General features: G+C 63.2%; 22 protein-coding genes and 1 tRNA gene. 9 read left to right on the plus strand and 14 right to left on the minus strand.

Annotated features, from left to right (window positions below):
* Positions 1–128: 128 nt before the first annotated feature.
* The 3 genes from J0I79_RS13075 to J0I79_RS13085 form a co-directional block, all read right to left on the minus strand.
* The gene (locus J0I79_RS13075) at positions 129–521 is read right to left on the minus strand and encodes a hypothetical protein (RefSeq protein ID WP_292858773.1); all 393 of its coding nucleotides are present in this window, start codon (positions 519–521) and stop codon (positions 129–131) included.
* Between the two features lie 69 nt (positions 522–590).
* The gene (locus tag J0I79_RS13080) at positions 591–1,181 is read right to left on the minus strand and encodes a DJ-1/PfpI family protein (RefSeq protein WP_292858777.1); all 591 of its coding nucleotides are present in this window, start codon (positions 1,179–1,181) and stop codon (positions 591–593) included.
* A gap of 84 nt (positions 1,182–1,265) precedes the next feature.
* Positions 1,266–1,433, minus strand: coding sequence for a hypothetical protein (locus J0I79_RS13085; RefSeq protein ID WP_292858779.1), 168 nt, complete (start codon positions 1,431–1,433; stop codon positions 1,266–1,268).
* Positions 1,434–1,692: 259 nt separating this feature from the next.
* Between J0I79_RS13085 and J0I79_RS13090 the strand changes: the two genes are divergently transcribed.
* A complete protein-coding gene (locus J0I79_RS13090) occupies positions 1,693–3,234 on the plus strand; it encodes a glycosyltransferase family 39 protein (RefSeq protein ID WP_292858781.1) in 1,542 nt (513 codons plus the stop codon).
* A 111-nt stretch (positions 3,235–3,345) separates the two neighbouring features.
* Complete coding sequence (locus J0I79_RS13095) at positions 3,346–3,507, plus strand: hypothetical protein (protein ID WP_292858782.1); 162 nt, start codon at positions 3,346–3,348, stop codon at positions 3,505–3,507.
* A gap of 33 nt (positions 3,508–3,540) precedes the next feature.
* On the opposite strand, the gene J0I79_RS13100 is transcribed toward J0I79_RS13095, so the two are convergent.
* From J0I79_RS13100 to tkt, 7 genes are all read right to left on the minus strand, one after another.
* Positions 3,541–4,254: an SGNH/GDSL hydrolase family protein gene (locus tag J0I79_RS13100; protein ID WP_292858886.1), complete on the minus strand. Its 714-nt coding sequence runs from the start codon at positions 4,252–4,254 to the stop codon at positions 3,541–3,543.
* Positions 4,255–4,344: 90 nt separating this feature from the next.
* Positions 4,345–5,076 carry a thioredoxin family protein gene (locus J0I79_RS13105; protein ID WP_292858783.1) on the minus strand — a complete coding sequence of 244 codons (732 nt, stop codon included), beginning with the start codon at positions 5,074–5,076 and terminating at the stop codon, positions 4,345–4,347.
* A 183-nt stretch (positions 5,077–5,259) separates the two neighbouring features.
* Positions 5,260–6,285 carry a class I fructose-bisphosphate aldolase gene (locus J0I79_RS13110; RefSeq protein WP_292858785.1) on the minus strand — a complete coding sequence of 342 codons (1,026 nt, stop codon included), beginning with the start codon at positions 6,283–6,285 and terminating at the stop codon, positions 5,260–5,262.
* Between the two features lie 146 nt (positions 6,286–6,431).
* Positions 6,432–7,628 (minus strand): phosphoglycerate kinase, encoded by a 1,197-nt coding sequence (locus J0I79_RS13115; RefSeq protein ID WP_292858788.1) that lies wholly within the window; start codon positions 7,626–7,628, stop codon positions 6,432–6,434.
* 152 nt (positions 7,629–7,780) lie between these two features.
* Complete coding sequence (locus J0I79_RS13120) at positions 7,781–9,661, minus strand: potassium/proton antiporter (protein ID WP_292858790.1); 1,881 nt, start codon at positions 9,659–9,661, stop codon at positions 7,781–7,783.
* 196 nt (positions 9,662–9,857) lie between these two features.
* On the minus strand, positions 9,858–10,868 hold the full coding sequence (gene gap, locus J0I79_RS13125; protein WP_292858793.1) for a type I glyceraldehyde-3-phosphate dehydrogenase: 1,011 nt from the start codon (positions 10,866–10,868) through the stop codon (positions 9,858–9,860).
* A 157-nt stretch (positions 10,869–11,025) separates the two neighbouring features.
* Complete coding sequence (gene tkt, locus J0I79_RS13130) at positions 11,026–13,017, minus strand: transketolase (protein ID WP_292858796.1); 1,992 nt, start codon at positions 13,015–13,017, stop codon at positions 11,026–11,028.
* A gap of 260 nt (positions 13,018–13,277) precedes the next feature.
* On the opposite strand from tkt, the gene J0I79_RS13135 reads away from it, so the two are divergent.
* The 4 genes from J0I79_RS13135 (at position 13,278) to J0I79_RS13150 (ending at position 15,898) form a co-directional block, all read left to right on the plus strand.
* Entirely contained in the window at positions 13,278–13,550 is a 273-nt protein-coding gene (locus J0I79_RS13135; RefSeq protein ID WP_006200774.1) for a DUF4164 domain-containing protein, read from the plus strand.
* Positions 13,551–13,560: 10 nt separating this feature from the next.
* Positions 13,561–13,926 carry a cell division protein ZapA gene (locus J0I79_RS13140; protein WP_292858799.1) on the plus strand — a complete coding sequence of 122 codons (366 nt, stop codon included), beginning with the start codon at positions 13,561–13,563 and terminating at the stop codon, positions 13,924–13,926.
* A 222-nt stretch (positions 13,927–14,148) separates the two neighbouring features.
* On the plus strand, positions 14,149–14,808 hold the full coding sequence (locus J0I79_RS13145) for a peroxiredoxin (protein ID WP_292858802.1): 660 nt from the start codon (positions 14,149–14,151) through the stop codon (positions 14,806–14,808).
* 217 nt (positions 14,809–15,025) lie between these two features.
* Positions 15,026–15,898, plus strand: a complete 873-nt coding sequence (locus tag J0I79_RS13150; RefSeq protein ID WP_292858804.1) for an MBL fold metallo-hydrolase — start codon at positions 15,026–15,028, stop codon at positions 15,896–15,898.
* A gap of 257 nt (positions 15,899–16,155) precedes the next feature.
* Here the strand turns inward: J0I79_RS13150 and rpoH are convergent, their stop codons facing one another.
* Both rpoH and J0I79_RS13160 read right to left on the minus strand, forming a co-directional pair.
* Positions 16,156–17,067 (minus strand): RNA polymerase sigma factor RpoH, encoded by a 912-nt coding sequence (gene rpoH, locus J0I79_RS13155; protein ID WP_292858807.1) that lies wholly within the window; start codon positions 17,065–17,067, stop codon positions 16,156–16,158.
* Between the two features lie 211 nt (positions 17,068–17,278).
* Complete coding sequence (locus J0I79_RS13160) at positions 17,279–18,319, minus strand: RluA family pseudouridine synthase (protein ID WP_292858809.1); 1,041 nt, start codon at positions 18,317–18,319, stop codon at positions 17,279–17,281.
* A gap of 26 nt (positions 18,320–18,345) precedes the next feature.
* Here J0I79_RS13160 and J0I79_RS13165 point away from each other — a divergent pair, with 26 nt between their 5' ends.
* From J0I79_RS13165 to J0I79_RS13175, 3 genes are all read left to right on the plus strand, one after another.
* Complete coding sequence (locus J0I79_RS13165; protein WP_292858811.1) at positions 18,346–18,726, plus strand: fimbrial protein; 381 nt, start codon at positions 18,346–18,348, stop codon at positions 18,724–18,726.
* 51 nt (positions 18,727–18,777) lie between these two features.
* Complete coding sequence (locus tag J0I79_RS13170; RefSeq protein WP_292858813.1) at positions 18,778–19,191, plus strand: VOC family protein; 414 nt, start codon at positions 18,778–18,780, stop codon at positions 19,189–19,191.
* Between the two features lie 177 nt (positions 19,192–19,368).
* Positions 19,369–19,443, plus strand: a tRNA-Glu gene (locus tag J0I79_RS13175).
* A gap of 75 nt (positions 19,444–19,518) precedes the next feature.
* Here J0I79_RS13175 and J0I79_RS13180 read toward each other — a convergent pair.
* Together J0I79_RS13180 and J0I79_RS13185 are read right to left on the minus strand one after the other, a co-directional pair.
* Positions 19,519–19,821, minus strand: a complete 303-nt coding sequence (locus J0I79_RS13180; protein ID WP_292858815.1) for a hypothetical protein — start codon at positions 19,819–19,821, stop codon at positions 19,519–19,521.
* A gap of 311 nt (positions 19,822–20,132) precedes the next feature.
* Complete coding sequence (locus J0I79_RS13185; RefSeq protein ID WP_292858818.1) at positions 20,133–21,404, minus strand: AAA family ATPase; 1,272 nt, start codon at positions 21,402–21,404, stop codon at positions 20,133–20,135.
* Between the last annotated feature and the right edge of the window lie 40 nt (positions 21,405–21,444).

Below are 21,444 nucleotides of genomic sequence, written 5' to 3' on the forward strand. Positions count from 1 at the left end.
AGATGCTGCACGATCTGGAAAAGCCTGTCGGCGCGTCGCATCGTATGGTCTCCCGGTGTCATTCTCATGCCTGCCGCGGTCCCGGAACCGGTCCCGCTTTCGGGCGGCATGCATTATGGCTTCAATCCTTAGCGCCGGCGCTGCGCGGCAACGAATTCCGCGCCGAAGGACAGTTTACCCGTTGTCGGCGTCCTCGCGTCGAGCACACGCCAGAACGGCGCGATGTCGCTCAGGGTCAAACCGCGCTCGAGATCCTCGTGGGCGGCTTCGGCGACGGTGCGCAGATGATAGCCGATCGTGACAGGGCATGTCACTTCCGCGCCATGTTCGATGGCAAGAGCCGTGCGCAGCGCGCGCACGTCCATCTCGACGCCTTCGGGTATGGAGCGGATGAAATCGTCGACCTGACGTGCGGTCGGCACCAGCATCGGCTGACCCTCGACGACGTCACTCATGGTGCGCGGCGTCGGTTTGATGCCGTTTATGTCCGGCGTGTTCAGCCTGTCGTTCCAGCTTTTCATCGACAGCCCTTTCGGCCCTCGCCCCTGCGCATTGTGTCACCATCGCACGCCCCTCCTGACAGCATTCTGTCAGGAGGCTTCACCATACTCCTTGGCGAAAAGGGTCCGCATATGAGCGATATCGCCGCTTCTCTCGGGATAAAGCGTTTTCAGGAAAGCCAGTGCGAAGGTGCCCGGCGCCGATCCCGGCGCGGAGACGATCCTGCCATCGGCCACCGCATGCGGCACGTCCTGGTAATTGCCGTCGCCGGCATAGCCGGCTTCATGACCATTGATCCAGTCGCGGCCGTTGCTCGTGTGCCTGGCCTTTTCGAACATGCCGGCCCGGGCCAGCGCCAGTGTGCCCGCGCATATGCCGCCGACCACGCCGCCGCGCGAGGCGACGGCGCCAAGCAGTTCAGTCACGTCGGGAGGCGCGTCGCCCGCCCAGGTGTCGGATCCGATGACGGCGACGGCATCGAGGTCGCCATTCTCATCGGCACTGGTGGAGCGGTCGGGCGATAGCCGAAAGCCGCTTATCCCCTTCACGGGCTTGCCATCCGGCGTCAGGGAGACGGCGCGCGCGCCGAACCATTCCGTCGCCGATGCAGCCAGAAGCCCATACTCCCAGTCGGCAAAGCCTTCGATGAAAAGGAAGCCGATCGTCTTCTGTTCGGGCATAAGCTCGCTCCATCCCACGCGTGCCGGACCCCTTATCTGGGCGCTGATCCGGTCACATCCAATATTGGTGCTGAAAAAATAGTCTCAGTTGCCGTGGCGGCGGCGCTCGGCATACATGTCCGGCCAGCCGATATCCTTGCGGATATCCGCGGGCAAATTGTCCATGAAACGCTGCGTACGGATCTCGTTGCGCATGGTGCGAACCTTGCCGACATAATGCTGCACGCCGCGCAGAATGGTAAAACCGTTCATGACCCTGTCTCCTCTCTCTCGCTCTCTCTGATGGAGGCACTATCGCACACCCCTCCTGACAGCAGTCTGTCAGGAGGCTGTCAGGGCTCCCGGCGATAGCTTCGATTGATGCCGCTCCTGACGGACAGCCTCGTATCTCGCTGTCGTCGTGTCTCACCGCAGCAAGTCCAAGGACGACTGTTATTCATCAATAGAGCGACAACGAATGCACTATTGTCATCAGACGGCGACGAATGAGAGGCTTTGACAGGCTGGCGTGTTGCTGATCAAAAAGCCGAATGTCGAAACGCCTCTCCCCTGCTGCCAAGCCATGACCGTCAGCCAATCGATCAGGCAAACCGGATGGGCGGATCTGGCGCGGCGAAGCGATTCCCAGGTGCTGGCTATCCTGGTGCTGGCGGTGATCTCGGCCTTACTGGCTTTCTACAATCTCGACTTTCCGTACGGAATCCACCCGGACGAGCCAATCAAGGTGGCCTTTGCAGCAGGGCAGCACCATAATTATGCGCACCCGCCGTTGCTGATCATACTGGCCCGCTTCGCTGGGTGGCTTTCGGGCGCGTCTGTTGACCATGACTATCTGCTGGTCGGCCGCAGTGTCAGCGCCGTAGCCTCCGTTGCCGCAAGCATCCTCTTCTATGCCGTCTTGCGACGCCATGCGGACAGCGGCAACGCCTTCCTGTGGGCGTGTGTTTTCGCGATATCGCCCGCCATCGCCGTTCATGCGCATTACTTCAAGGAAGACGCGGTCCTGGTCTTCGCCATCTGTGCCGGGCTGCATGCGCTGGTGCGGCTGAAGGAGCAGGTCAACACAGCAAATCTTGTCTATTTCGGTTTTGCGCTCGGGCTCGCCGTGACGGCGAAATATGTTGGCGCCGGCAACAGCCTCGTTCTCTTTGTCGTGGCGATCGTCGTCTGCCGTCTCAGTCTCCGGCAAAGCATTATCGTTGCCGGCACCGACGCTCTGACGGTGGTCGCCATTTTTGGCGCTTCGATGTTGACCGAAAAGGGGAGCGGGCTGTCAACGGTGATCAATGGCCTTCGCGTCGAACTGATACACGCTGAAAAGGGCCACGACCTTAAGGAGTGGTTCTGGGAGGGCTATGGGCTCACGCATTTCCGCTACCATCTCATCCCCAGCCTCACCTTGCCGACCCTGGCTATCGCCCTTGGCGCGATCGCGGTCGCCATCATCGCCGACCGTAACAAATATGTCGCCGCCTACGCCGGTGGGGCGTTCATCTGGCTCTTCATGCTTGAGCTCTCGCCGCTCAAACTCGTCGGCCAGATGCGCTACATCCTGCCGGTTGTCGTCTACCTGCTGCTGGCCGCCGGTATCGCTTGTTCGAGGTCGATCACGCCTCGAAGCCGGCTGGCGGCTATCGGCGTTGGACTTGTCGCCTTGGTTGCCAGCGCGCATGCCGGCATGGCCTATGTCGCGAACCTGGATCGGCAAACAGATACCCGCTTTGAAGCGATGCGCTTTCTTGAAAAGCAAGGCATCACGCATTTCGTGGTGGATTATCCCATGGGGGAACCGGCATCGATAACCGAGGACTACCGGGATCTCTCGTCAGCGGATTACCTTGTATCGTTGAAGTTTCAGCGATACTTGCGCGGCGGCGGGCTGAGCGGGCAAGACCAGGAAATATACGAGCTTGCCGGCATGTTTCGCTGTCTCGACAGCCATGTCGCGGCACAATTTTCGAAACCATACGGGGATTATGGCTACGTCGCCCCGACAGTGAGGATCTATGACCTGCGCGGTGCGCGCTCCTGCATCCTCCAGAACGCGCCTTAGACGGCCGAAAGCGGGCTCGGCTGATAGGAGACATTGAAGTCTCCGGCCCGCATTGTCGTTCAGATTGGATGCAGATTTTGACAACCAACCACGTTGCTGGTCAAAGGCGGCATGACGAAACTGCTCGCCCTTGTCATCATCGGCTTCATGGTCATCCAGCTCATCAAGCCGCTGGGCTGGCCGGGGTTGAAGCGCCGCAGCGATTTCTGGAAGCTGGCGCTGCTTGCCATGGCGGCAATCTCGCTGGCGGCCGTGCTCGGGCATCTGACCTAGGCCTTCTGACACGGGGCCTTCGGCTGCCGATGGTCAGTCGCAAAGCACCTGGCCGACAAGATGCTCGGCCCAGGCACGGTAGCCGGCCTCGGAGGCATGAAACCCGTCGGTGGCAAAGCCCTGTTCGGGATTGGTGATCGGCAGCCGCGGCGCCGGCACCGCGCCGCGCTCCCGGCAAAGGCGCTCGCCCATGCGGTTCATCGCCGTGGCGCGGACTTCGAGGATTTTGCCAAGCAGCGACGGCATGGCCGGCGCGCGGGTGAATTCCAGCACTGGCGACCACACCACGCGCGCCTCCGGCCATTTGGCGCGCAGACCGTAGAGCAGGCCGCCGAACTCCTTCTTGAAGCGCGGCACGGAATGAAAATTCTTGGTGTCGTTGGTGCCTATGGCAAGCACGATGTGCGTCCATAGATCGGCGGACAGGTTCGGCAGGACGTGGTCGCGGATCTGGCCCGAGGTCGCCGAATTGAAGCCGGCGGCGCGCCAGCGCACGGAACGGCCGGTGCGCTGGGCGATCAGCATTGCCAGTTGCGCCGCGAGCCCGTTCTCGGAATTGCCGATGCCGACCGACGCGGCCGAGGAATCGCCCAGCACCAGCAGCGAGATAGCAGGCGCCTTGCCGGCAAGCTCGTGCATGACCGGCCCCTGCGCCGGCAGCATGCGGGAAGTGCGGCGGCGTACGCCAAGCCCCTGCCAGACATAGACGGGGAAGGCGAGCCAAGTGAGGAAGGCCGGGATGGGCATGAGCAGAACCGTCACATGAACAGCGACAGGCTTAGCGCATGTTTCGCCCGGGGTGAACGGATCGCTGGGCTCCCGAAAGATGTCCCTGCGTCATGCGTCGTCCGGTCGTGACCTGGTTTCGTACTCGTCGTGCAGGCGCACCCAGTCCATCGATGTCTTGTAGGGGCCGGGTTCGTCCCTGCCTTTTGGGGCCATGTCGAGATATTGATAGGCGCCGATGAACTGCTCGCTGCCCCGGGCGCGCGACATGAAGGTGAGGTAGATGTCGCCGGCTTCGCCCTTGTAGAAGACGGTGGTTCCCGGCAGGTCCTTCGATGTCAGCACCGGCGTCTCGAAATTGTAGACCGCTTCGCCCGAGGCGATCTGCCGGTCGGTGAAGGAGACCTGCATGTCGAAGTTGAAATCCGAGGCGTAGCAGGACACCCAGTCGAATTTCCAACCCATGCGCTGCTTGTAGGGCAACAGTTCGGCAAGCGGCGCCCGGGATACGGCAACCAGCGAGACGTCATGATGCCTGAGGTGGCGGTTGGCGCCGTCCATGTGGTCGGCGACGAAGGCGCAGCTTTCGCAGTGATGGGTGGAGCCCGGCGCGAACACGAAGTGATAGACGATCAGCTGGCTGCGGCAGCCGAAGAGATCGGCCAGTTTCCTGGGTCCCTGCTCGGTCTCGAAGACATAGTCCTTGCGCAGCTTCAGCCATGGCAATTCCCGCCGTTCGGCAGCGACGCGTTCGCGCAGATGTGTGAGTTCTTTCTCGCGCGCCAGATGCGCCTTGTGCGCCAGAAACCAGTCCTCGCGCGATACGGCCTTGTTGCGATGCATATGCCTCTCCCTGTCGGTCATCCCAAGGACGTTCGGGACGGGCGTAATCCGACATCGCGGTCGGAAATGCCGCAGAGGAGATAAGGATGGCCGGGCTCCATCCCAAGTTCTGGCCCAATCCTCAGGCCTGACAAGCAGAACCCGGGCGCCTGGTCCGGGTCTCGATGGCGATATCGCTGATGCTCAGGCGGCGTTTTCCAGGGCCGGCTGCCATTTTCCAAGCGCGGCCAGATAATTCATGTGGGCGCGATGGGTGAAGGCGGCCTGGCCGGCGGCGACGTTGGAGGCTTTGCCGCTCCACGCCTTTTGCGGTGCCGCCTGCAGTGCGCGGCCATAGGAGAAGGTCAGCTTCCACGGGTGCGGGCCGATGGCGTTGATGGCGTTGAGGTTGGCGGTCGCCTCCTCGTCTTCCTGGCCGCCGGAAAGGAAGGCGATGCCCGGCACCGCCGCCGGCACCGTCTCTCGGAACAGCTTTATCGTCTTCTCGGCGACTTGCTCGGGGCTGTCCATCGTGCCCGATTTCTTTCCCGACAACACCATGTTGGGCTTCAGGATCGTGCCTTCGAGCACGACGCGGGCCGCGTAGAGTTCGTCATAGAGCTTTGTCAGCGTCGCTTTCGAGACCTGGTAGCAGGTGTCGATGTCGTGGGCGCCGTCCATCAGCACTTCCGGCTCGACGATCGGCACGATCCCGGCCTCTTGGCAAAGGGCGGCATAGCGGGCGAGCGCATGGGTGTTCGCGCTGATCGCGGTGGCCGAGGGCACGCCCTTGCCGGTGTCGATGTCGATCACCGCCCGCCATTTGGCGAAGCGGGCGCCGAGCTTGTAATAGTCGGCCAGCCGCTCGCGCAGGCCGTCCAGCCCTTCCGTGATCGTGTCGCCGGGGAAGCCGGCCAGCGGCTTGGCGCCAGCGTCGACCTTGATGCCGGGGATAGCGCCCGCCGCCTTGATGATGTCGACCAGCGGCGTGCCGTCGGCCGCCTTCTGACGGATGGTCTCATCATAGAGGATGACGCCGGAAATGTACTTCGTCATCGCGTTCGTGGCGCGGAACATCATCTCGCGGTAATCGCGGCGGCTGTCGGCCGTCGATTCGACGCCGATGACGTCGAAACGCTTCTTGATGGTGCCCGAGCTTTCGTCGGCGGCCAGCAGCCCCTTGCCGCTGGCCACGATCGCGGCGGCAATGTCTTCGAGACGTTCGCTCATCATGCTTCTCCTGAACCGGTTGGTCTGCGCCTAGCAGAACACTACCGCCAAAGGAATGACGCGGGAAAGCTCGAATCGATTGAAAGGAGCCGACATTGCCGCCGGCTCCACGAGTTGATCGGATCGTTGCTTGGGCCGCGAGCGCTTTAGCGCTTCAGCACGTCGACGCCAGGTAAAGGCTTGCCTTCCATCCATTCGAGGAAAGCGCCGCCGGCGGTCGAGACATAGGTGAAGTCGTCGGCGACGCCGGCATGGTTGAGCGCCGCCACCGTATCGCCGCCGCCGGCCACGGAAACAAGCTTGCCGGCCTTGGTGCGCGCGGCAGCGTGCCTGGCCGCGGCAACCGTCGCATGGTCGAAAGGCTCGATCTCGAAGGCGCCGAGCGGGCCGTTCCAGACCAGCGTCGCGGCGCGGTCGATCCATTCGCCGACGGTCTTCACGGTCTTTTCGCCGACGTCGAGGATCATGCCGTCCGCCGGCACGTCAGCGATGGCGACGGTTTCGCAGGCCGCACCCGCCTTGAATTCCCTGGCGACGACGCCATCGACCGGCAGGATGATGGCGCAGCCGGCTTCGGCCGCCTCGATCATGATCTGCTTGGCGGTCGCGGCCAGATCATGCTCGCACAGCGACTTGCCGACATCGGTGCCGCGCGCGGCAAGGAAAGTGTTGGCCATGCCGCCGCCGATCGCCAGCGCGTCGACCTTCTTCACAAGGTTCATCAGCAAATCGATCTTGGTCGAGACCTTGGCGCCACCGACGATGGCGACGACCGGACGGACCGGGTTGCCTAGGCCTTTCTCCAAGGCTTCGAGCTCGGCCTGCATGGTGCGGCCGGCAAAGGCCGGCAACAGGCGCGCCAGGCCTTCGGTCGAGGCGTGCGCCCGGTGGGCGGCGGAAAAGGCATCATTGACGAAAATGTCGCCATTGGCGGCGAGCCTTTCGGTGAAAGCCGGGTCGTTCTTCTCCTCGGCCTTGTAGAAGCGGGTGTTTTCGAAGAGCAGCACGTCGCCCTTGTTCATGGCCGCGACGGCGCTGCCAGCCGCGTCGCCGACGCAGTCGCTGGTGAAGCCGACAGGTCGGCCGAGCACCTCAGCTGTGGCTCTGGCGATCGGCTCCAGCGAGAATTCGGGCGAGGGGCCATCCTTGGGCCGGCCGAAATGGGCGAGCAGGATGACCTTGGCGCCCTTGCCGGACAATTCGGCGATGGTCGGCGCGATGCGCTCGATGCGGGTGGCGTCGGTGACCTTGCCGTCGGCGACGGGAACGTTGAGGTCGACGCGCACCAGCACGCGCTTGCCGCTGATGTTGCCGATATCGTCCAGTGTCTTGAAGGCAGCCATGCCGGTCCCTTTCCCTTGGAAAATCGCCGGGACCATACCCCGCATCGCTGACGATGCAAGGCTTTGACGGGGGCGCCGTGCGAAATTTTGGAGCGGGCGGGGACATAGTCCGTGAACGCCTGTCGGGCAGCGGCGGCCTAACGAAGCCGCCGTCAGTTCCCCGTTGTCGCTTTTCCGATCGGCGGCTCGGGTACTTCGCCTTCCTGCGCCGCTTCATGAGTCGCGGGCGGCTTGCGCCAGTTTCGGATGAAGGCGCCGAGGCGGTCGCCCATCTCGCCGGCGCTGAGGAACACCGGCACCCTCGCCACCGGCGCGGTCGGTTCGAAGGACAGGCCCAGGCCCGATATCCTGCCCTTGTCGTCGACATCCCTGACGATCAGCTCGACAGGACCGATGAGCACGCGGTCGGCATATTCGGCATGGCCGCCAAGGCGCGCCGTGACCAGTGCGCCGATGGTGAGCTTCTGCTCGGCATCTGTCAGGCCCGGACCGTAAGCCGCTTCCAGTTCCGCTGCGGAGCGTGCTGGATCGACAGCGAAAGCGCCGAAGAAATCGGCATCCTCGGGATCGACCACGGCGCGGCTGGCGAACAGCTTGTCGAGCAGACGCGGATAGCGGTCCGGCACGAAGATGTAGACCTGGTCGCCGGCGGCGAGCCGGCCCATGTCCTGGAAGCGCATGGAGCGACCGTCGCGCAGCACCAGCGAGGGCCGTGCCCAGCGCGGAATGCGCTCGCCGCGCGCCACCGGGCTGCCGGGCGCGACACGGTAGGCGAGAAGCTCGTGATGGGCCGAGCCGGGGAGCTCAAGCTCGACCTTGTCCAGCGGTCCGAGCCGCGCCGGCACGATCAGGCCGAGGCGCCGTGCCAGCGGGCCGACGGTCCAGCCCTGGATCACCAGCGACACCAGCACGATGATGAAGGCCGCGTTGAAGATGGTGCGGCCATTCTCCAGCCCGCCGAGCAACGGGGTTATGGCAAGCAGGATCGACACGGCGCCGCGCAGACCGACCCAGGAGACGAAGGCGACCTCCGGGCGCGGCAGGCGGAACGGGATCAGGCAAAGCCACACCGCGACGGGCCTCGCGACAAACATCAGGAACAGGCCGAGCGCGATCGCCGGCAGCATGATCGCGGGAAACTGCGAGGGCGTCGCGAACAGGCCTAGGATCAGGAACATGATGATCTGCGCCAGCCACGACATGCCGTCCTGGAAACGCTTCAGGATGGTGACGGCGCGGATGTCGGAATTGCCGGCGATCAGCCCGGCCAGATAGACGGCGAGAAAGCCTGAACCGCCGATGGCGCCGGCGGCGGCGAAGACCATCAGCGACAAGGTCAGCACGAAGATCGGCAGCAGGCCATGGTCGAGATTGAGCCGGTCGACGAGGCGCACGATGCCAAGGCCGCCGAGCACGCCGACCACGGCGCCGAGCCCCATGTTGAGCAGGAAGCCGAGGACAAGGTTGGTGACCAGGACATTGGCCTCGGGATTTGCGTGGGCGGCGATGATCTCGACCAGGGTGATGGTCAGGAAGATGGCGATCGGATCGTTGGTGCCGGATTCCACTTCGAGCGTGGAGCGCACGCGCTCGCGCAGATTGATCTCGCCGGCGCGCAGCAGGAAGAAGACGGCCGCCGCATCGGTGGAGGCGACGGCGGCGCCGAGCAGGAAGGATTCCAGCCAGCTCAGATCAAGCAGATAATAGGCGGCGGCGCCGAACAGGCCCGTGGTGAGGATGACGCCGAAGGTCGCCAGCGACAGGGCCGGCCCGGCCGCCTGCCGCAAGGCGTTGAGCGGCGTGCCGAAACCGGAATCGAACAGGATGATGGCCAGCGCCAGTGAGCCGGAAAAATAGGCGACGCGGGCATTGTCGAATTCGATGCCGAGGCCGTCGGTGCCGGTGGCCAGTCCGATGCAGAGAAACAGAAGAAGAAGGGGTGCGCCGAAGCGGAAGGCGATCAGGCTCGAAAACGCGGCGGCGACAACCAGCGCCGTGCCGACCAGCGTGACGAGATAGATCGCATGCTCCATCCGTGATTTGCCCCTCGAAGTCCTCTGTTTCCGGCTTTACGTGAGAGTGGGGCGAAGGCATGGCCAGTGCAAGGCGGCAGGGTGGTTTTTTGGCCTATGCCGCTGATTTTCAGCGATTTTAGGATTGCTGCTCCAGCTAACGAAAAACGCCCGGACGAAGCCGGGCGTTTCAGGTCTTGAAAAGAACGGTCCGTAATCAGGCGATGGTCTTGCCGAAGGCGACAGCGGTGTCGCTCATGCGGTTCGAGAAGCCCCATTCATTGTCGTACCAGGACAGAACGGAAACGAAGTTGCCGTCCATGACCTTGGTCTGGTCGAGCGCCACGATCGAGGAATGCGGATCGTGGTTGAAATCGATCGAGACGTTCGGGTGATGGGTGACCGACAGCACGCCCTTGAGCTTGCCGTTCGAGGCCGCGATGACTGCCTCGTTGATCTCCTGCGCTGTGGTCGAGCGCTTGGCGATGAACTTGAAGTCGACGACCGAGACATTGGGGGTCGGCACGCGGATCGAGATGCCGTCGAGCTTGCCCTTGAGGTCGGGCAGGACGAGGCCGATCGCTTTGGCGGCACCAGTCGAAGTCGGGATCTGCGACAGGGCGGCGGCGCGGGCGCGGTAGAGATCCTTATGCATGGTGTCCAGCGTCGGCTGGTCGCCGGTGTAGGAGTGGATCGTCGTCATCATGCCCTTTTCGATGCCGACCGTCTCGTGCAGCACGGCGGCCAGCGGCGCCAGGCAGTTGGTGGTGCAGGACGCGTTCGAGATGACGATGTGGTCCTTGGTCAGCTTGTCGTGGTTGATGCCGTAGACGACGGTGAGGTCGGCGCCTTCGGCGGGCGCCGAGACGATGACGCGCTTGGCGCCGGCGGTCAGATGCGCGGCGGCCTTGTCGCGGGCGGTGAAGATGCCGGTGCATTCGAGCGCGATGTCGATGCCCAGTTCCTTCCACGGCAGCTGGGACGGATCCTTGATGGCGGTGACCTTGAACTTCTCCTTGCCGACGGAGATCTGGTCGCCATCGACCGAAACCTCATGCGGGAAGCGGCCGTGCACGCTGTCGTAGCGCAGGAGATGCGCATTGGTCTCGACCGGGCCGAGATCGTTGACGGCGACGACCTGGATGTCCTTGCGGCCGGATTCGTGGATGGCGCGCAGGATGTTGCGGCCGATGCGGCCAAATCCATTGATGGCAACTCTGACGGTCATTTTTCTCTCCCTGGGAGCTGGAAGGCAGACGGATGGTCCGCAGCTTCATAGCGGCGGACGGCGCAAGAATCCAGTCGCGAAGGCGTGGATTTAAATCGATTAGGTTGGTCCAGGCCACAGACGCCGCCATCGGCTGCGTCTGTGGCCTGGCCAAGTCTTACTTGGCGTGCAGCCGGGCTTCCGCCGCCTTGGCCGCCGCCTCGGCGGTGATGCCGAAATGCGGGTAGAGCTGTTCGATGGTGCCCGAGGCGCCGAAACCGGTCATGCCGATGAAGATGCCGTCCGAACCGATGAGGTGATCCCAGCCCTGGCGGATGCCGGCCTCGATCGCCATCTTGATCGGCGCGTTGCCGATCGTCTTGGCGCGATAGTCGTCGCTCTGCTTGTCGAACAGTTCGAAGCAGGGCACCGACACGACCCGGGTCGGGTGGCCGTGCTTTTCCAGCAAATCGCGGGCGCCGAGCGCGATCTCGACCTCGGAACCGGTGGCGAAGATGGTGACGGCCGCCTCGCCGCTGGCCGCGGCCAGTTCGTAGGCGCCCTGGCTCGAGAGGTTCTTGGCCGAATGTTCGGTGCGCACCGTCGGCAGGTTCTGGCGGGTGAGAGCCAGCGTCGACGGCGTCTTTTCGGATTCGAGCGCGATCTGCCAGCATTCGGCGGTTTCCACCGCGTCGGCCGGACGGAAGACGTTGTGGTTGGGGATGGCGCGCAGCGCCGCCATGTGCTCGACCGGCTGGTGTGTCGGGCCGTCCTCGCCCAGACCGATGGAATCATGGGTCATGACGAAGATGGAGCGGATGCCCATCAGCGAGGCAAGGCGCATCGAGGGGCGCGCATAGTCGGAGAAGCACAGGAACGTGCCGCCATAGGCGATGAGGCCGCCATGCAGCGTCAAGCCGTTGATGGCGGCCGCCATGCCATGCTCGCGGATGCCGTAATGGACGTAGCGCTGGCCGTAATCGTCCGGCGTGATGTTCTTGGTCTGGCTGGTCTTGGTGTTGTTGGAGCCGGTGAGGTCGGCGGAGCCGCCGATGGTCTCAGGCACCACGCCGTTGATCACTTCCAGCGCCATTTCCGAAGATTTGCGGGTGGCGACCTTCGGCTTGTCGGCCGAGAGCTTCTTCTTGTAGTCGGCGATGACGGCATCGAAATTGGACGGCAGCTTGCCGGCGAGGCGGCGTTCGAATTCACCCTTCAGCTTGGCGTCGGCCTTGGCGAGGCGGCCTTCCCAGTCGGCGCGCGGCTTGGCGCCGGTCTTGCCGGCCGCGCGCCAGGCGTCGAGGATGTCGGCCGGGATTTCGAAGGGCGGCGAGTCCCAGTTGAAGAACTTGCGCGCGCCGGCGATCTCGTCGGCGCCGAGCGGCGAGCCGTGCGCCTTGTTGGTGCCGGCCTTGGTCGGGGCGCCGAAGCCGATGGTCGTCTTGCAGGCGATCATGGTCGGCTTGTCGGAGTGGCGGGCAGCCTCGATGGCATAGGCGATGGCCTCGGGATCGGTGCCGTCGATATGGCTGGCGTTCCAGCCGGATGCCTGGAAGCGGGCGACCTGGTCGGTGTTGTCGGCGAGCGAGACCGGGCCGTCGATCGAAATGTTGTTGTTGTCCCAGAAGACGATCAGCTTGTTGAGCTTGAGGTGCCCGGCCAGCGCGATGGCTTCCTGGGAAACGCCTTCCATAAGGCAGCCGTCACCGGCCAGCACATAGGTGTAGTGGTCGACGAGATCGTTGCCGAAGGCGGCGTTCATGATGCGCTCGCCGAGCGCGAAACCGACCGAGTTGGCGAGACCCTGGCCGAGCGGGCCGGTCGTCGTCTCGATGCCGGTGGCATGGCCGTATTCGGGATGGCCGGCGGTCTTGGAACCCAGCTGGCGGAAATGCTTGATCTGGTCGATCGTCATGTCCTCATAGCCGGTCAGGTAGAGGAGCGAGTAGAGCAGCATCGAGCCGTGACCGGCCGACAGGATGAAACGGTCGCGGTCGGCCCAGTGCGGGGCCTTGGGGTCGAATTTCAGGAAGCGGGTGAACAGCACCGTGGCGATATCGGCGCAGCCCATGGGCAGGCCGGGATGGCCGGAATTCGCCTTCTCGACAGCGTCCATGGAGAGAAAACGGATCGCATTGGCCATCCGGTCATGTTGTTCACGCGACGTCATGGTTCCTCCAGGGTGGGGGTTTGGGGGCTTGGGAGAGCCCTTGAAAAGGGTGCGCGACACATAGCAGGCGCGGGCTTTTAGTCAACAAATCGGGTGCATATTTGCCGGCCTTGTGATGCCGTCGGCCAGCCTACATTAGCGTTAGCGGGGGACAGTCGCGAGAGCTTTGTTGACGCCGCCTTCACCCGGTGCCTAATGTTTCCGGGATAACGCGTTCTGAACGCGAACGATTCGGTGATGGGCAGGGCAGGACGAAAGCCATGACCGGGGAAACCACTCTCAAGGAAGTCATCGCCAGGCTGGGCAAGGCCATCGAGGGGCTGGAAAATGCCGTCGCGGCCAAGCTGGAGCATGAGCGCGACTATTCGGAAGCCGAGGCCGAAGTGCAGCGGATGAACGCCGACCGTTCGCGACTGGCGCAGGAGCTCGACAATTCCGAGGCGCGCGCCGAGCGGCTGGAAGACGCCAACAAGGAAGTATCGCGACGGCTGGTGACCGCGATGGAAACCATCCGCGCCGTGTTGGACAGATAGGAGCTGGCCCATGGCACAGGTCACGGTTTCAATCGACGGCAAGCAGTATCGCATGGCCTGCGACGAAGGCCAGGAAGAGCATCTGATCGACCTTGCCGAACGCTTCGACCGCTATGTCTCGCATCTGAAGGATTCCTTCGGCGAGATCGGCGATCAGCGGCTGACCGTCATGGCCGGCATCATGGTGATGGACGAGCTCTCCGAGCTGCAGAAGCGCGTCAAGGGCATGGAGAGCGAAGTGCTGACGCTGCGCAAGACGCGCGACGAGGCGCTCACCAAAGCCGATAAGAACGACAGCGTGCTGACCAACGCGCTTGGCGCGCTGGCGCAGCGCATGGAAGATCTGACGGCGACGCTAGCGATCAACAAGGCCTGAGCCGGCGCGGATCGCTTTGCGGCATGGAAGGTTCTTGTATGCCGGCGGCAACGGCGGCATGAATATGCTCATTCCGCCGCCGACAAGAGTTTCATATTATCTTGCGGTCGTGATTTTTGCGCTAAGATGCGGCGATGGCGGGGCGTGGGCGCCTTGATGGCGGCATGGTGTGCCGCCTGCCGCGCTGACTGCCGACCAGATTAGCTACAGGGGAAATGTGCCATGAGCCTTCGTATCAACGATATCGCGCCGGACTTCTCCGCCGAGACCACGCAGGGAACGATATCGTTCCATGACTGGATCGGCGACGGCTGGGCGATACTTTTCAGCCATCCGAAGAATTTCACGCCGGTCTGCACGACCGAGCTCGGCACGATGGCGGGGCTGGAAGGCGAGTTCAAGAAGCGCAACGTCAAGATCATCGGCATCTCCGTCGATCCGGTCGCGAGCCACGACAAGTGGCAGGCCGACATCAAGACGGCGACCGGTCATTCGGTGCATTACCCGCTGATCGGCGACAAGGACCTCAAGGTCGCCAAGCTCTATGACATGCTGCCGGCCGGCGCGGGGGAGACCTCGGAGGGCCGCACGCCCGCCGACAACGCCACGGTGCGTTCGGTCTACGTCATCGGGCCGGACAAGAAGATCAAGCTGGTGCTGACCTACCCGATGACCACGGGCCGCAACTTCGACGAGATCCTGCGCGCGGTCGATTCCATGCAGCTTACCGCCAAGCATCAGGTGGCGACGCCGGCGAACTGGAAGCAGGGCGAGGACGTCATCATCACCGCCGCCGTTTCCAACGAAGATGCGATCAAGCGCTTCGGCGCCTATGAGACGATCCTGCCTTATCTCAGGAAGACCAAGCAGCCTTCAGCCTGAGCTTCTCCCTTCTCCCCGTTCCACAGGGAGAAGGTGCCGGCGGGCGGATGAGCTTCGACGCCGGCGGCCGGCGCCTCCGCTTTCCATGACTTTTTCGATCTACGCGCCGTTTCTGCAAAGGCGTGCTTGACGGTTATGTTCTGCTAGATGACCATGCTCTAATTTCGTCCCGATAAGGAAAATCATTCCTGTCGGAGCAAGGGCAAGGACACCGGACATGGACATCGCTTTGGCCAAGCCGCGCGTCACCGGCTTTTACGACAAGCCGACCGGTGCCATCCAGTATGTCGTCGCCGACCCGGCGACGAAGCGATGCGCCATCATCGATCCGACCCTCGACTTCGACGAGAAATCCGGCGCCACGGCAACGAGGAGCGCGGATGCGCTGCTCGATTTCATCCGTGAGAATGGGCTGGTGCTCGAATGGATTCTCGATACCCACCCGCATGCCGACCATTTCTCGGCGGCGCATTACCTCAGGGAGAAGACCGGGGCGCCGACGGCGATCGGCGACAGGGTCATCGAGGTTCAGGCCTTGTGGAAGGTGATCTACAACTGGCCGGATTTTCCGGCGGACGGCTCGCAGTGGGACAGGCTGTTCAGCGAGGGCGAAGTGTTTCGGATCGGCACGCTCCCGGTGAAGGTGCTGTTTTCGCCGGGGCATACGCTGGCCTCCATCACCTATGTGGTTGGAGACGCCGCTTTCGTGCACGACACGCTGTTCATGCCCGACAGCGGCACCGCAAGAGCGGATTTTCCCGGCGGCAGCGCGGCGCGGCTGTGGCGCTCGATCCAGGATATTCTTGCCTTGCCGGACGAGACACGCGTCTTCGTCGGCCATGATTACCAGGCCGGCGGCCGCGAACCCCTGTGGGAAAGCACCGTGGCCGCGCAGAAGGCCGGCAATATTCATCTGGTCGCCGCCCACAGCGAGGCCGAGTTCGTCGCGTTGCGCGAGGCGCGCGACCGGACATTGCCGATGCCGCGGCTGATCCTGCATGCGCTTCAGGTCAACATCAATGGCGGTCGCCTGCCCGAGCCGGAAGCCAATGGGAGACGGTATCTGAAGTTCCCGCTGGATGGGTTGTGAGGTCAGCCCCTTCTCCCCGTCCCTATACGGGGAGAAGGTGGCGGCAGCCGGATGAGGGGCGGCGCCAGCGTTGACGATGGTCGCGCCCGGCTGCGATGCTCTGAAAATCTCCCAACCTCAGTGCCGCCCCTCATTGTCCTGCCGGACATTTCTCCCCGTATAAGGACGGGGAGAAAGAGGCTGTTTCGCCGGTTTCGCCAATAAAAAAGCGGCGCCGGTTTCCCGACGCCGCCTGATATTTCCTGGCTGAACCGGCTTTACGCCGCCGGCTGGGCCTCGATCGTGCGCAGCGCCTGGGTCTGGCGCTTGGCGGCGGCCTTGACCGCGTCCTGCACCTTTTCGAAGGCGCGCACCTCGATCTGGCGCACGCGCTCGCGGCTGATGTCGAACTCGGCCGACAGCTCTTCCAGCGTCAACGGCTCATCGGCGAGGCGACGGGCCTCGAAGATGCGCCGCTCGCGCTCGTTGAGCACGGCAAGAGCGCCCGACAGCATGCTGCGCCGGTTTTCCAGCTCGTCCTGCTCGATGAGCATCTCTTCCTGGCTTTCGTGGTCGTCGACCAGCCAGTCCTGCCATTCGCCGGACTCGCCTTCCGTCGCGCGGATCGGCGCGTTCAGCGAGGCGTCGCCCGACAGGCGGCGGTTCATCGATACCACTTCGGCTTCGGACACGTTGAGACGCGTGGCGATCTCGGCGATCTGGTCGGGCTTGAGGTCGCCGTCGTCCAGAGCCTGGATCTTGCCCTTCACCTTGCGCAGGTTGAAGAACAGCCGCTTCTGGTTGGCGGTCGTGCCCATCTTGACCAGGCTCCACGAGCGCAGGATGTATTCCTGGATCGAGGCCTTGATCCACCACATGGCATAGGTCGCGAGGCGGAAGCCGCGCTCGGGTTCGAATTTCTTGACGGCCTGCATCAGGCCGACATTGCCTTCCGAGATCACCTCGCCGATCGGCAGGCCGTAGCCGCGATAGCCCATGGCGATCTTGGCGACGAGCCGAAGGTGGCTGGTGACGAGTTTGTGCGCGGCGGACGTGTCTTCATGCTCGGCATAACGCTTGGCGAGCATGTACTCTTCCTGCGGCTGAAGCATCGGAAAGCGGCGGATTTCTTCCAGATAGCGGCTGAGGCCGCCTTCACCGGAAACGATACTGGGTAGTGACTGGGCCATGATAGCGCCCCCTCTCTATTGGAGTGATGCCCCCGAAACGCGGCGGGCATGTGACGCGAGCACCAAAAGGCTCGCTCGCGACATCAGATCTTATACAGGAACAAAACCAGAAAAGACAGGCATTTGTTCAACACGAAACAGTGTGTCACGCTGAAGTGAACAATGCCAGTCAGGTTTTTTGATGGCTGGTTTCGAGCTTGTTGATGGCAGGTCAGAGATTGCGGAAGCCGCCGACGAGTTCCTCCATGTCCCCCGGTATCGGCGCCTCGAACCTCAGAGGTAAATGGGTATCGGGGTGACGAAATGCAAGGAGCCAGGCATGCAAGGCCTGGCGGGAAAATGCCTTGACCTGGCTTTTCAGGGGTTCCGGAAGCCGATTGGCCTTGGTGCGGAAGGCCAGGCCGTAGTCAGGGTCGCCAATAACAGGATGGCCGATATGGGCCATGTGGACGCGGATCTGGTGGGTGCGGCCGGTTTCCAGCCGGCATTCGACCAGGCTCGCTGTGGCGAATTCCCGCTGGTGCTCGCCGAACTGCTCCCGCACGGCAAAGTGGGTCACGGCATGGCGGGCGTCGTCGCGCCCTTCCGGGACCACGGCACGACGCACCCGGTCGGCGGCGCGGCCGAGGGGGGCGTCGACCGTACCGGTCGGCCGCTGCGGTATGCCCCATACCAAAGCGAGGTAGGCGCGTTCGAGGTCGCCGGTCCGGCCATGGTCGGCAAAGGCCTCCGACAGCGCCTTGTGGGCGCGGTCGGTCTTGGCCACCACCATGACGCCGCTGGTTTCCTTGTCGAGACGGTGGACGATGCCCGGCCGGCGCACGCCGCCTATGCCCGACAGACTATCCCCGCAGTGATGGATCAGCGCGTTGACCAAGGTGCCGGTCCAGTTGCCGGCGCCGGGATGCACGACAAGCCCGGCCGGCTTGTTGATGACGATCAGCGCGTCATCCTCGTACAGCACATCGAGCGCGATGTTCTCTCCCTGCGGTTCCGCGGGCTCGGGTTCGGGCATGACGACCGACACGCTCTCGCCGGCCGCCATCTTGCGCTTGGTTTCGTCGACAGGCCTGCCGTTGATCGACACCGCTCCTTGCCGGATCAGCATCTGCACGCGGCTGCGCGACATGTCCGGCCCGAGCTTGCCCGCGAGCCATTGGTCGAGGCGCTGGCCGGCCGCATCTGCACCTGTTTCCAGCAGGGTTGGCGTCGCCTCTATGAATTGTCGGGGCTCTTCGCTATGAGCGCTCATCGAAAATCGTTCCGGAACTGTTTCGCATGGCCAGGCCAATCGCCGAGGAAGACGAAGAGAAGCCGCTCGACCCCGCGGTCGAAAAGGTGCGGAAGAAACTCGTCCGCTTCATCGTCATCAATCTCGGCATTCTGTTCCTCGCCCTTATGGTGGTGATTGGCGCCCTTGTCTACAAAGCGCGCAATGCGCCATCGGCCACGCCGCCGGTAGGCGATTTCCAGGCGCCAGCCGGCGAACCGGTCAGTGGCGACATCGTCCTGCCCGTGGGCGCCAAGGTGATCAGCCAGTCGCTTTCAGGCAATCGCCTGTCGATCGATGCCGAACTCGTCGACGGCAGCCGCGCCATCTTCATCTACGACATCGCCGCGCGCCGCCTGATCGGCCAGTTCGCGATCCGCAACAAATAGGTAGAGCTGCAAAAAGGTTCGCCGCTGAGCAGCAAAAGGTTTGCCGCTGATATGACCGGTTTCGCCGAACATCGTCGTGTCGCGACCGTGGCGCTGGTCGTCGCCGACTATGACGAGGCAATCGCCTGGTATGTCGGCCGCTTGGGGTTTCTCCTGCTCGAGGATGTCGATCTCGGCGGCGGCAAGCGCTGGGTGACGGTGGCCCCCGCCAACGGGCAGGGCGTCAGGCTGCTTCTTGCCGAGGCATCCGACGAGGCGCAGCGAAAGAGCATCGGCAACCAGACCGGCGGCCGGGTTTTTCTGTTCCTGGAAACGGACGACTTTGCCCGCGACCACCAGGCGATGCTGGAAATGGGCGTGGAATTCCGTGAGGCGCCTCGCTTCGAAGCCTATGGAACGGTCGCGGTTTTCGCTGATCTGCATGGCAATCTCTGGGACCTGATCGAGCCGAAACGGCAGGGCTGACCAATGCCTTTGGGCAAAGCCCGCAAAGCCGCCGAAGCCCGAGCGGCAAGCCAACAAATGCCCGCTCGGGTCTTTTGTTCCTGTCGCGGATTTCTGTCGGAAAACCGTACGACACTTTTCCGGTGTCTGCTCGGTTGCTTTTTTCCGGCCGCCAGCCTATGTAGCCGGTTCTTGAGCGCGCCCATCGTCTAGCGGTCAGGACACCGCCCTCTCACGGCGGGAACAGGGGTTCGATTCCCCTTGGGCGTACCAGGCTTTCCAATTCTTCATGGCTGATGATTTTCGATGGCGGCCGACGCGCGCCATAATAGCGTGGCCCCATGCGGTCTATTTCACATAGACGGTCATCGTATAGGTGTGGGTGTTAAGCGGATCCGCCTCATCCTCGCTGACGCGCTTGTATGTGAATGTATCGACGCCGGTGTAGCCGGGGTCCGACTTGTAGAACAGATCCTTCACGGCGCTCATGCGCATCACTCCGTCATGGTATGTGATCGGAGCCGTCCCGTCCTGGATGGAGATCGTGCCATGCTTGGGCGGCGAGATGATCGTGATCGAAATCGGCCAGTCCTGTCCCTGGTTGAAGCGGTTATGCCTGTTGATCTTGACCAGCACACCAGGCGAAACCACGATCGTTCCAACAGGCTGGCCGGCCGCGGGCGCTTGTGCCTGCGAACCAGGATCAGCCGCGTTTTGTAGCGGAACACCAAGCCCGGTGTCAGGCCCGGACCGCGCAGGCAGCGAAGCGGCCCGAGATGGTTGGGCCGGCGATGAAAGGTCCGTATCGGCAGGCTGAGGCAGCAGAACCGGTACAGCTACGGCCGCCAAAGTCAGCAACGAGGCGGCTACAGTGAGATTGCGCCATGCCGGAGCGCGGTGCCACAGGCTCTGTCCGGCGCCGTGAGCTTGCGGTTCCGCCTGCACCAGAAGGCCCGGTTCGCTCATGCGTGCGATCCCTCGACAGCGGTCTCGCCGCTCTCGGCAGGCTCGGCGACGATACCCTGATCGCGCTGAATGATCGCTACGGCCTTGGCTCCGTTCTGCTTTGCGGCGATCAGGCTGTCGGCCAGGGATTCTTCAATTGCCCTCGTCAGGTCACGCGACGACGCGCTGTGACCCATCTTCTTCTGCCTGTTCATCAAGTCCAACAGAACTTGCGGATCGATCCCGCCTTGGGCAACTGTCAGGCCATAGCCGGCGATCATCTGTTCGATCTCCAGCGCAGCGACGCGGGCGACATCCAGGCCGGACAGTGGTTCGAAAACAAAAATCCGGTCGATACGATTCAGGACTTCGGGGGCAAAACCGGCATTGCGCAGAGCGCTGACGGCGCCGGAGCGCAGTGCATCGGGGTCGTTGGCGTACTGCTTCGACAGGTCCGCGAGGGCATCCACCGCCGCGTTGGTGGTCAGGACAAATATGTTGCGTATCGTCGGAATGTGTTTGCCGTCGGAATTTTCGGTGACAAAGCCGTCGTTCCAGGCGGTCAGGAACTTCTTGTGAATATCGCCATGCGCTTTTTCGATCTCGTCCAAAAGGACGACCGCATCGGGCGTGTCCTGCAGCGCCGCTGTCAGGCTCCCGTAAGTTCGTGAGCCGATGTAACCCTTGGAACTGCCGAAGAGCGACGACGCACCGAACGTGCCTACCGAATGTTGCGCCATGTCGAGATGGATCAGTTTCCTGCCCAGTGCCTCCGCCAGCACCTTGCCAAGCCAGGTCTTGCCTGTGCCTGGGGGGCCGGCAAAGAGAAAGACGCCTATCGGCTTGCCGCGTTGTGTGAGTGCGAGGCGGCGGCGGATTTGTGCGGCCAGATCGTCACATATCCGGTCTTCGCCCACCACCTTCGCCTTGAGTTGGGTTGCCAGCGCCTCGGCGTCGACGAAGATCGCTTCCACCTCTTGCGCCAGGCGGCGTTCAAGTTCGGCGCGGTTGGTAAGGCGGTCCAGAATGTCCATCAGCCATCTCCACTTGGTCAGGGATTTTGGAAGCTGGTTGTTTCGGCGCGCCTTCCCAAGGAACACGAGAAGCCATGCCAACGCCGCCAGCGCGGCCAGGATGCACGTCAGAAACAGCCGGTTGTGTTCCGCCCAGCCCACGACTCCCGTCAGCCGCAGAAGTCCCAACAGCATCTGGGCCACGCTGACCATGGCCAGTATGCCCATGGCCGGCCAACCCCATGACAAAATACGGTTGAGCGCGAGGGAAAACATGAGAATAACCTACCGAGGCGGCATAAAGCAGCTCAACCAG

This window comes from Mesorhizobium sp., from assembly GCF_017306585.1.
GTDB lineage: Bacteria > Pseudomonadota > Alphaproteobacteria > Rhizobiales > Rhizobiaceae > Mesorhizobium.